Raw genomic sequence first — 10008 nt, 5'->3', positions numbered from 1 at the left:
GTACACCGCACCGGTGGCCATCACCGGCGACGGCGAGCACGAGCTGCGGTTCCGCTCGACCGACAAGGCCGGCAACGTGGAGGAGACGAAGACCGGGCGAGCGGGTGGCGCTCGGCGAGCGGCTGGGGGTGACCGGGCGGGGGGCCGCCGGGGCGGGGGTGGGGGTCACCGTGGCCGCCGGCGTACGGGGGGTGGCCGTTGACGGCTCAGGGACCACGGTGATCGCCTCGGCCTGCGGCGACCGCTGCCGTTGGGGCTGCTCGACCTCGTCCACGAAGGGAAGCACCGTGCGCGGGTCCACCACGCCGCCGGCGAAGCTGACAGCCACCAGCCCGGTGTAGAGCAGACCCAGCAGGCCGACGGCGTATGCGAGCCAGCGCAGGCGGGAGCGACGTCGGCCGCTGGGGTCGACGAACACCGGCGGTGGCTGGGGTGCGGCGGCGATCAGCTCGGTGGGGGCGTCGGAGCGTCCGATCACCATCGTCCGCTCGTCGACTGGTGCGTCAGGTTGGGTAGGAGCGTCACCGGGCATGCCTGCGGCCGTCGACCTCCTTGTCGACGTATCGTCGCTGCTCAGGCGCCGGGTGGTCATGGGAAGCGAGTGTAGGCGTGAATTCTTTTCGGCTTTTGCGACGCCTAGCAGGTGAGACGCCTACCGCACCGCCGATCGAGCGCCTGACCACCCGCCTGGCCCGCCTAGGCGACCCCGACGACGAGGACGCCTGACCCTCAACTGCCGGTGAACGCCCTGATCAGCGTGTCGGGTGTGCCGTCGCCGAGCATGTCCTGAAGGTCGGGGCCCTCGGCGTTGGCCTCGGCACTACGCACGAACATCGCCCGCTCGTACGCGGTGAGCGCGGTCTCGATGTCGCCGGGGTGCGCGGCGACGGCGGTGCCGAGTTCGGCACCGTCGAGAAGGGCCAGGTTGGCGCCTTCGCCGTTGGGTGCCGCGAGGTGTGCGGCGTCACCGAGCAGCGTGACCCCGGGCGTCCGGTCCCACACGTGTTCGGCGGGCAGGGTGAAGATGTGGCGCAGGACCGGCGGGGTCTCGCCGTCGGTGACCAGCGCGGTGAGTTCCGGCGCCCAGCCCTCGAACTCCCGCACGATCCGTGCGGTGGCCGCGTCGGGGTCGGTGAAGTCGATGGTGGCGAACCAGTCCTGCGGCCGGGCGAGCATCACCCAGGTGTGGAGGTTTCCGCCGCGCTCCCGGTGGGCCAGGATCCCCTTGCCCGGCTCCAGCACCATCATCGCTCCGCCGCCCACGGTCTCCGCGCTGGTCGGGTGCCGGGTGTCGCCATCGAACAGGTGCGTCTCGATGAACGAGAAGCCGGTGTACCGGGGCGTGGCGTCGGAGAGCAGCGGTCGGACCCGGGACCAGGCGCCGTCCGCGCCGACCAGCAGGCTGGTGACGACTGCGGTGTCGTTGGTGAAGGCCACTTCGTGGCGGCCCTCGCCGAGAGAGCGGACGCCGCTGACCTTGTGGCCCCACCGGACGGTGCCGGCGGGGAGTGAGTCGAGCAGCATCTGCCGTAGTTCACCGCGCTGCACCTCCGGGCTGCCACCGGTGCCGTCGTCGGGCACGTTGAGCAGGATGTTCCTGTGCCGGTCCAGGAGCCGCATCGCCTGACGCCCGTCGAGGACGAGCGTGCGGAACTCCTCGATCAGGCCGGCCGTCTCCAGCGCGGGCTGGCCGTTGTAGTAGCGGATGTCGAGTAGTCCCCCCTGCGTACGCGTCGCCGAGGACGCCTCCGCCTCGTACACGGTGGACGGGATGCCGTGCACGTGCAGCACGCGGGCCAGCATCAGTCCGCCGAGGCCCGCCCCGATGATCGTGACCGGTGTCGTCATGGTGTTCCCCCAGGCCTACTACTGGACGACCCGTGTTGGATCGTCGCTCCAAAGACGCTAGCACGGCTTTGGATCAACAATCCAACGTGCGACACTGGGCTCATGGCACACCGAACCGCCAACGGATCCGGGCAGACCCCGCGCCGCACGGACAGCCTGTCCAGGGACCTGATCATCCAGACCGCTACCGAGATCCTGGACGGCGGCGGCGAGAACGCCCTGACGCTGCGCGCGCTCACGGTTCGCCTGAAGACCGGCTACGGCGCGATCTACCACCACGTCGCGGACAAGAGCGACCTGCTCGCGGCGGCCACCGACGACGTCATCACCGGTGTGCTGTCCCGCACGGCCACCACCGGGAGCCCCCGCGAGATCCTGCGCCTGCTCACCCTGGGCCTGTTCGACGCGATCGACGCCCACCCCTGGGTCGGCGCGGAACTCTCCCGGCAACCGTGGCGGCCCGCGCTGCTGGACTTCTACGAGAGCATCGGCAGGCTGCTGGACGCACTCGCCGTCCCCGAGCGGGTGCGCTTCGACGCGGCCGGAACGCTCGTGAACTACGTCCTCGGTGTCGCTGTCCAGAACGCCGCCAACGCCCGGCACCTCACCGGCCGCGACACGGACCGCGGGGCGTTCCTGGACACCACGGCCGCGAAGTGGGCGCAACTGGACCCCGACAGGTACCCGTTCGTGCACGCGACAGTGACCCAGCTGCGCGACCACGACGACCGCGAGCAGTTCCTCGCCGGCATCGACATCTTCCTGACCGGCATCGCAGCCCTGCGCTCGACCTGACCACCCGCGGCACAGCCGCCGCCCGCACGAGCCCGGACCGAGGGCCGCGGTGATGGGGGCCGTAGGGCCCGGGTGGGGAGTCTCGCGATCTTCTAGGGTGGGGACTGTGGCTCGCAGCGTGTATCTGACCAGCGTCGGTTCGGGCGGGGGCAAGTCGACTGTCGCCCTCGGGTTGGCGGAGTTGCTGTCCCGCCAGGTGGGGCGGATCGGCGTGTTCCGGCCGTTGGTCGCCGACACCGGGTCGGACCCGATCCTCGCGCTGCTGAGCGAGCGGTACCGGGTCGAGGTGCCGCTCGCCGACCTGGCCGGCTCCACCTACGCCGAGGCGGCCCGGCTGGTCGCCGACGGCCGGCGTGAGCAACTGATCTCCACGGTCGTCGAGCGGTACCGGGCGGTGGAACGTCAGTGCTCGGCCGTGGTCGTGGTGGGCAGCGATTTCGACGACCCCGGCGATCCGGCCCATCCTCGCGAGCTGGCCTTCAACGCCCGGCTGGCCACCGAGTTCGGCAGCGTGGTGGTGCCGGTGGTGGACGGCTACGAACAGGAGCCGGCGGCCGTCGCGGCGGCCATGCGAGGGGCGTACCACGATCTGGCCGACCTGGGCGCGACGGTGCTCGCGGTGATCGCCAACCGGGTGTGCGCGCCGATGACGCTGCCGGAGCTGCCCGTGCCGGCGTACGTCATCCCGGAGGTGCCGAGCGTGTCCGCGCCGACGGTGGCCGAGGTGGCGGCGGCGCTCGGCGCCACCCTGCTGGCCGGCGACGACGCCGCGCTCAGCCGGGACGTACTCGACTTCGTGGTCGGCGCGGCGCACGTGCCGACGCTGCTGGACCACCTCACCGAGGGCGCCCTGGTGATCACCCCCGGGGACCGGGCCGACCTGCTGGTGGCCGCGAGCGCCGCGCACGTGGCCGGGCAGGCGTCGGTGGCCGGGCTGGTACTCACCCTCGGCGAGCAGCCCGACCCCCGGGTCATGCGGCTGGTGCAGGGCCTGAACACCGGCCTGGCGGTGCTCTCCGTGCGCAGCGACAGCTACGACACGGTGGCCGCGTCCAGCCGGATCGAGGGCCGACCCAGCACGGCCAACCCGCGCAAGGTGGAGGCGGCGCTTGGCGCGTTCGAGCGCTGCGTGGACACCGACGACCTGGCTCGCCGGCTGCGCGTCAGCAGGTCGACCCGGGTCACCCCGCTGATGTTCGAGAACGAGCTGATCGACAGGGCCCGTTCGCAGCGCCGGCACCTGGTGCTGCCCGAGGGCACCGAGGAACGGATCCTGCGCGCGGCGGAGATCCTGCTCCGCCGCGGGGTGGCTGACCTGACGCTGCTGGGCCGGCCGGACGACATCGCCCGGCGGACCCGCGAGCTGGGCATCGACCTCGGCGACGCGACGGTGGTCGACCCGGCCACCAGCGACTGGCGGGACGACTTCGCCGCCGAGTACGCGCGGCTGCGCGCCCACCGGGGCATGACCGCCGAGTTGGCGCACGACATCGTGGCCCAACCCAACTACTTCGGCACGCTCATGGTGTCGACCGGACGGGCCGACGGCATGATCTCCGGTGCCACGCACACCACCGCCGCTACCATCCGACCGGCGTTCGAGATCATCCGTACCGTGCCGGAGGTCTCGGTGGCCTCCAGCGTCTTCTTCATGCTGCTCGCCGACCGGGTGCTGGTCTACGGCGACTGCGCTGTCAACCGCGACCCGGACGCCGCGCAGCTCGCCGACATCGCGATCTCGTCGGCCGACACCGCCGCCCGGTTCGGCATCGAACCCCGGGTGGCAATGCTGTCGTACTCCACCGGCAGTTCCGGAGCGGGCGCGGACGTGGAGAAGGTCGCCACGGCCACCGCCCTGGTCCGGGAGCGCCGGCCCGACCTGCTGGTCGAGGGGCCGATCCAGTACGACGCGGCGATCGACCCGGCGGTGGCGGCGACGAAGCTGCCCGGCAGCCCGGTCGCCGGGCAGGCCACTGTCTTCATCTTCCCGGACCTGAACACCGGCAACAACACGTACAAGGCGGTGCAGCGCTCCGCCGGGGCGGTCGCCGTCGGCCCGGTCATGCAGGGTCTGCGCCGGCCGGTGAACGACCTGTCCCGCGGCGCGAGCGTGCCGGACATCGTCAACACGGTGGCGATCACCGCCATCCAGGCGGCCACCGAGGAGTCCTCATGAGTCGGGTGCTGGTGCTCAACTGCGGGTCGTCGTCGGTGAAGTGGCGCCACTACGACGACGACCGGGTGCTCGACCACGGCACCGTCGAGCGGGTCGGTGAGCCCGGTGGCGGTCCGGCGGACCACACCAGCGCGGTACGGCAGATCCTGGCCGGACTCGACCTGAGCGGGCTGGCCGCGGTCGGGCACCGGGTGGTGCACGGTGGCCGGACGTTCAGCGCACCGGTGCTCGTCGACGACGCGGTGCTGGCCGCGATCAGGGACCTGGTGCCGCTCGCCCCACTGCACAACCCGGCGAACCTGGCCGGCATCGAGGTGGCCCGCGCGGCGCTGCCGGACGTCCCGCAGGTGGCCGTCTTCGACACCGCGTTCCACCACACCCTGCCGGAGGCCGCCGCGACGTACGCGGTCGACCGGGACACCGCCGAGCGGTACGGCATCCGCCGGTACGGCTTCCACGGCACCTCGCACGCGTACGTGTCCCGGCGCACTGCCGAACTGCTCGGCCGCCCGTACGAGCAGCTCAACACGATCACCCTGCACCTGGGCAACGGGGCGAGCGCCTGCGCGGTGCAGAACGGACGCAGCGTCGCCACCTCGATGGGCATGTCGCCCCTCGAAGGGCTGGTGATGGGCACCCGCAGCGGCGACCTCGATCCCACCGTGATCTTCCACCTGCGCCGCGAGGGTGGGCTGTCGGTCGACGAGATCGACGACCTGCTCAACCACCGCAGCGGCCTGCTCGGGTTGACCGGCGTCAACGACATGCGCGAGGTGCTCAGCCGTCGGGCCTCCGGTGACCGGGCGGCGGGGCTGGCCTTCGACGTGTACTGCCGGCGGATCACCGAGTACGTCGGGGCGTACTACGCGCTGCTCGGCCGGGTCGACGCGATCGCCTTCACCGCCGGGGTCGGCGAGCACGCCGCGCCCGTCCGGGCCGCGTCGCTTGCCGGCCTGGGCCGGCTCGGCATCGCGGTGGACGAGACCCGCAACGATGGCACGGGCGACCGGGTGATCTCACCCGACGATGCCGAGGTGAGTGTCTGTGTCATCCGCACCGACGAGGAACGGGAGATCGCCCGGCAGACTCGGGACGTGGTCGCGCGCGGCTGACGACGCGTCAGCGGCGGGCGTTGCGCCGACGCCGGGCACTGACGGTACGGCGCACCTGGTCCCGGCCGGGCCCACGTCTGGCCCGCGTCGGGCCTGAAGCCTGGCCCGGCAGGGTGGCCGCCCAGACCATGCCCCCACCGATCACGGCGAAGGCCAGACCGAAGGGGACGCCACCCCAGGCGTTGAGGACGAACACCGAATCATCGGTGTTGCCGTTCTCGGCGAGGAACTCCTCGGGGTGCACCGGGTCGACCCACACCCGCAGCACCGCCGGCCGTTCCTCGGTGCAGCCGCCAGCGGAACCACAGAGGATCCGCTCGGAGTACCGGACACCCTCGTAGTGGTATCCGACCTCGATGGTGTCGGTGCCGCCGCCACGTCCGACGGTGTCCCGGCGGTCGATCACGTCAGCCAGAACCGGCACACCCTCGGCCCGTAACCGCTCAGCCTTGGTGTGCAGGTGCCACTTGTAACCGGCGACGCTTGTCGCGTACGCGAGGCTGGTGAGCAGGAGCAGGGCACCCATGACGGCCGGACCGCGGCGGATCCTCCGGAGCCTGGTCAGCAGGGACGCCGACGGGTCGTCCGCCGGCCGCCGGCTGGGCGCGTCTGCCCGCTCCGGCACGCTCAGCTCGTCGCGAGCCAGGCGACGAGGGCGACCAGCACGACAACGACGACCGCCGCGCCGATGATCAGCGGCAGGCGGGACGGGGCCTCCGTCGGCGCCGCAGCCTCCGGCGTCTGGTTGAAGGCGCGGAACGCCTCCGTGTTGCCGCTGGGGTCCGTGTAGTTCTCAGGCATGCCTGTGACCCTAGCGAAGCTGCTCAGGTCGCACCGTCCCTGGCCCACGGCGTCCTGCCCACTGGCCCGCCGCCGACGGTACGGTCATGCCGTGGACGAGTTGGCGCGCCGACAGTTGGCGAGCATCGCCGAGGTGGTCGCGGTGGCCGGGGCTGCCGACATCCCGGTGTGGCTGCGCGGCGGCTGGGCGATGGACTTCCAGCTTGGCGTGGTGACCCGCCCGCACGTCGACGTCGACTGGTACTGCTGGCGCGACGACGCGGGCCGGCTGGCCGACCTGCTGCTGGGTCGGGCCTGGCGGTCCGACCCGCGAATGCCTGTGGAGTCGCAGCTCGACCTGTTCACCGCCGACGTGGAGGTCAGCTTCGCGTATCTGGGTCGGGACAGCACCGGCCGACCCACTGTGGGTGCCGGGCCCTGGGCCGGCACCCTGCTGCCGGCCGGGATGCTGGACGCCCCACCCGGCCGGTTCGGTCCGCTCACCGTGCCGACGATCTCGGTGGCGGCCCAGATCGAGTTCAAGCAGATGTACCCGGTCTGGATGCCGGAACGTCCCCGCCGACCGAAGGACGCGGACGACCTGACCCGGCTGCTGGCCCTTCCTGGTCGAGGATGTCCTCGTACACCCCGACCTTGAAGGTGATCAGGTCGAGGCACTGGGTGAGCCGGCCGAGCTGGTCCCGGACGCGCCCGTGGTGCTCGCGGAGGAGCGCGAGTCGTTCCTCCTCGTTGCCCGCGCCTTCGCGAACGAGTTCGGTGTAGCGGCGCAGCGCGGGCAGTGGCATGCCGGAGGCGCGGAGGATGACGCAGACCCCCAACCAGTCCACGTCGTCCTGGCTGTAGACGCGACGTCCGGTGGACGCACGGCGTACGGCGCTGACGAAGATTCCTTGCTGTTCGTAGAAGCGGAGAGTGTGCACGCTCAAGCCGGTGCGTTCAGCGACCTGTCCGATGCTCAGCGCCGCGGTGACCTCAGCCATGCCGAGCAGGGTAACGGGGTTGACCTAGAGCCGACTCAAGCTCCTACGGTGCCGGTTGATCACACCGAATCAGCTAGGAGAGCATCGGCATGCGCTATCGCACCCTCGGCGGCACCGGTATCGAGGTGAGCACCCACTGCCTCGGGACCATGATGTTCGGTGCCGTCGGCAATCCCGACCACGACGACTGTGCCCGCATCATCCACACCGCCCTGGACCAGGGCATCAACATGATCGACACCGCCGACATGTACGGCCAGGGTGAGTCCGAACAGATCGTGGGCAAGGCGCTGCGTGGGCGCCGCGACGACGTCGTGCTCGCCACCAAGGTGCACTTCCCGATGGGCGAGGGGCCCAACCGGGGTGGCAACTCGCGGCGGTGGATCCTCCAGGCGGTCGAGGGGAGCCTACGGCGGTTGGGCACCGACTGGATCGACCTCTACCAGGTGCACCGTCCCGACCCCTCGACCGACATCGAGGAGACGCTCTCGGTGCTCACCGACCTGGTCCGCGCTGGCAAGATCCGCGCCTTCGGCTGCTCGACGTTCCCCGCCGAGGAGATCGTCGAGGCGCACCAGGTAGCCGAGCGCCGCGGCCTCGGACGCCTGCGCAGCGAGCAGCCGCCGTACTCGATCCTGGCCCGCGGCGTCGAAGCCTCCACCCTGCCGGTCTGCCGGCGTTACGGCATGGGGGCGTTGGTCTGGAGCCCGCTCGCCTTCGGGTTTCTCAGCGGAAAGTACCGCCGGGACCAGCCCGTCGACCTGTCAACCGGGCGGGCCGCCCTGCGGCCAGCGCAGTTCGATCCCACGATCGCCGAGAACGCGGCCAAGCTCGACGCCGTCGAACAGCTCGTCGACCTCGCGAACAGCATCGACTGCACGCTGCCCCAGCTCGCCATCGCCTTCACCGTGGCCCACCCGGCCGTCACCTCGGCGATCATCGGACCGCGCACCAGCTCGCAGCTGGAGGACCTGCTGAAGGGGGCCGCGCTCACCCTGGACGACGCGACCCTCGACCGGATCGACGAGATAGTGCCGCCCGGCACCAACCGGTACAACCCGAACGCGGCCTTCCCACCGCGTTCACTCACCGACCCGGCACTGCGGCGACGCCCTCTGGCCGACCGGGCTGCGGCCTGACCGAGTCGGACGCCCGGACGCAGCGGACGGTGATCGGGTGGGCGCAGCACGTCGAAGCCCGCCGGGCGGTTCCGGCGGGCAGGGCACAATCGGGTTCATGCACCGTCGCGCCACCCCCGCAATGCTGGTCACCGTCCTGCTGCTGGCCGTTCTGGCCGGCTGCTCCACGGGCGCGCCGGCTCGGCGCACGCCGGCCGCGCCGGCCGCGCCGGAGCCCACCGCCGTGGCGACGCCGCAGGTCGCCGCCGGGCACGCGCCGGTGAATCCCTACCCCGTCGGGGTACGCAACCTGAAGCTGAACCGCACCGGCCGGGCGCTACCTGTGAAGATCTGGTACCCGGCCGCCGGGGAGATCGGCGACCCGGCCAGGTCGGGGGCGGCGGCGGCGAAGGGCCGGTTCCCGGTGGTGATGTTCAGCCACGGTCTGGGTGGTCGGCCGGACGACTACGCCACGCTGTTGACCCGCTGGGCGGCGGCGGGTTTCGTGGTGGCCGCGCCGACGTTCCCGCACACCTCCCGGGGCGCCGACAACAACGTCCTCGACGTGCTCAACCAACCCGCCGACGTGTCGTACGCGTTGGACCAGGTGCTCGCGCTGGACGCCAAGGCCGACGACCAGTTGCAGGGCCGGCTGGACGCCGACCGGGTCGCCGCAGCCGGGCACTCGGCCGGCGGGGTGACCACGATCGGGCTGTTCACCGCCAACCGGGACGAGCGGCTGGACGCGGGGGTGGTGTTCGCGGGCACCGCGCTCGGGGTGGGCACCGCGTTCGCCGGCACGGCCGCGCCGCAACTGTTCGTGCACGGTCAGCTGGACAAGGTCGTCGAGTACGCGGCGGGCAAGGCCGCGTACGACAAGGTGCCCTGGCCCAAGGCGATGCTGAGCCTGCCGAAGGGCGACCACGGGCAGACGATGCTCAAGGACAAGGCCGCACTGCGGGTGGTCTCGGACACGTCCATCGACTTCCTCCGCTGGTCGCTCTACGGCGACGCGGCTGCCAAGCAGCGCATCCCCACCGGCGCGACCCGCGGCGACATCGCCACCTTCGACGACCACCTCTGAGGCCCCGCCCACGCCCCGCCCACGCCCCGCCCCGCCCCACCCACCACGCCCCGCCCCGCAAGATCGCGCAGTAACCAGGAAATAGTGGCCTCAA

Annotated in this window: 10 protein-coding genes and 1 pseudogene; 6 read left to right on the top strand and 5 right to left on the bottom strand. The window is 71.7% G+C overall.

Annotated elements, in window-relative coordinates; translation table 11 throughout:
• Positions 1 to 481: pseudogene (locus AB0B85_RS04075) on the bottom strand (hypothetical protein); the annotation flags it as partial.
• A 248-nt stretch (positions 482 to 729) separates the two neighbouring features.
• Positions 730 to 1848, bottom strand: coding sequence for an NAD(P)/FAD-dependent oxidoreductase (locus AB0B85_RS04070; RefSeq protein WP_357403318.1), 1119 nt, complete (start codon positions 1846 to 1848; stop codon positions 730 to 732).
• 102 nt (positions 1849 to 1950) lie between these two features.
• On the opposite strand from AB0B85_RS04070, the gene AB0B85_RS04065 reads away from it, so the two are divergent.
• From AB0B85_RS04065 to AB0B85_RS04055, 3 genes are all read left to right on the top strand, one after another.
• Positions 1951 to 2643 (top strand): TetR/AcrR family transcriptional regulator C-terminal domain-containing protein, encoded by a 693-nt coding sequence (locus AB0B85_RS04065; protein ID WP_357403316.1) that lies wholly within the window; start codon positions 1951 to 1953, stop codon positions 2641 to 2643.
• Positions 2644 to 2740: 97 nt separating this feature from the next.
• Positions 2741 to 4819, top strand: coding sequence for a phosphate acetyltransferase (pta, locus tag AB0B85_RS04060; RefSeq protein ID WP_357403313.1), 2079 nt, complete (start codon positions 2741 to 2743; stop codon positions 4817 to 4819).
• Entirely contained in the window at positions 4816 to 5931 is a 1116-nt protein-coding gene (locus AB0B85_RS04055; protein ID WP_357403311.1) for an acetate kinase, read from the top strand. Before pta ends, AB0B85_RS04055 begins: the two co-directional genes overlap by 4 nt.
• A 7-nt stretch (positions 5932 to 5938) precedes the next feature.
• Here AB0B85_RS04055 and AB0B85_RS04050 read toward each other — a convergent pair whose 3' ends face one another.
• Positions 5939 to 6556: a hypothetical protein gene (locus tag AB0B85_RS04050; protein WP_357403309.1), complete on the bottom strand. Its 618-nt coding sequence runs from the start codon at positions 6554 to 6556 to the stop codon at positions 5939 to 5941.
• 2 nt (positions 6557 to 6558) lie between these two features.
• A complete protein-coding gene (locus AB0B85_RS04045; protein ID WP_357403307.1) occupies positions 6559 to 6732 on the bottom strand; it encodes a hypothetical protein in 174 nt (57 codons plus the stop codon).
• A 91-nt stretch (positions 6733 to 6823) separates the two neighbouring features.
• On the opposite strand from AB0B85_RS04045, the gene AB0B85_RS04040 reads away from it, so the two are divergent.
• Positions 6824 to 7369: an aminoglycoside adenylyltransferase gene (locus AB0B85_RS04040; RefSeq protein ID WP_357403305.1), complete on the top strand. Its 546-nt coding sequence runs from the start codon at positions 6824 to 6826 to the stop codon at positions 7367 to 7369.
• On the opposite strand, the gene AB0B85_RS04035 is transcribed toward AB0B85_RS04040, so the two are convergent.
• On the bottom strand, positions 7251 to 7712 hold the full coding sequence (locus tag AB0B85_RS04035) for a MerR family transcriptional regulator (RefSeq protein WP_357403303.1): 462 nt from the start codon (positions 7710 to 7712) through the stop codon (positions 7251 to 7253). The two genes, AB0B85_RS04040 and AB0B85_RS04035, sit on opposite strands and share 119 nt — an antisense overlap.
• A gap of 89 nt (positions 7713 to 7801) precedes the next feature.
• Between AB0B85_RS04035 and AB0B85_RS04030 the strand changes: the two genes are divergently transcribed.
• Together AB0B85_RS04030 and AB0B85_RS04025 are read left to right on the top strand one after the other, a co-directional pair.
• On the top strand, positions 7802 to 8851 hold the full coding sequence (locus AB0B85_RS04030; protein WP_357403301.1) for an aldo/keto reductase: 1050 nt from the start codon (positions 7802 to 7804) through the stop codon (positions 8849 to 8851).
• A 97-nt stretch (positions 8852 to 8948) separates the two neighbouring features.
• Positions 8949 to 9914 (top strand): chlorophyllase, encoded by a 966-nt coding sequence (locus AB0B85_RS04025; protein WP_357403299.1) that lies wholly within the window; start codon positions 8949 to 8951, stop codon positions 9912 to 9914.
• The last annotated feature ends 94 nt before the right edge of the window (positions 9915 to 10008 follow it).

Origin of the sequence: Micromonospora sp. NPDC049044 (genome assembly GCF_040649215.1) — a bacterium.
Classification (GTDB): Bacteria; Actinomycetota; Actinomycetes; order Mycobacteriales; family Micromonosporaceae; genus Micromonospora.
Note: the sequence above shows the minus strand (reverse complement) of the source record. Positions and strands in the feature narration are given on the sequence as shown.

Bases quoted from the DNA above. Each gene is read 5' to 3' on its own strand.
- AB0B85_RS04070 (WP_357403318.1), bottom strand. From the start codon at position 1,848: ATGACGACACCGGTCACGATCATCGGGGCGGGCCTCGGCGGACTGATG.
- AB0B85_RS04065 (WP_357403316.1), top strand. From the start codon at position 1,951: ATGGCACACCGAACCGCCAACGGATCCGGGCAGACCCCGCGCCGCACG.
- AB0B85_RS04055 (WP_357403311.1), top strand. From the start codon at position 4,816: ATGAGTCGGGTGCTGGTGCTCAACTGCGGGTCGTCGTCGGTGAAGTGG.
- AB0B85_RS04045 (WP_357403307.1), bottom strand. From the start codon at position 6,732: ATGCCTGAGAACTACACGGACCCCAGCGGCAACACGGAGGCGTTCCGC.
- AB0B85_RS04035 (WP_357403303.1), bottom strand. From the start codon at position 7,712: ATGGCTGAGGTCACCGCGGCGCTGAGCATCGGACAGGTCGCTGAACGC.
- AB0B85_RS04030 (WP_357403301.1), top strand. From the start codon at position 7,802: ATGCGCTATCGCACCCTCGGCGGCACCGGTATCGAGGTGAGCACCCAC.
- AB0B85_RS04025 (WP_357403299.1), top strand. From the start codon at position 8,949: ATGCACCGTCGCGCCACCCCCGCAATGCTGGTCACCGTCCTGCTGCTG.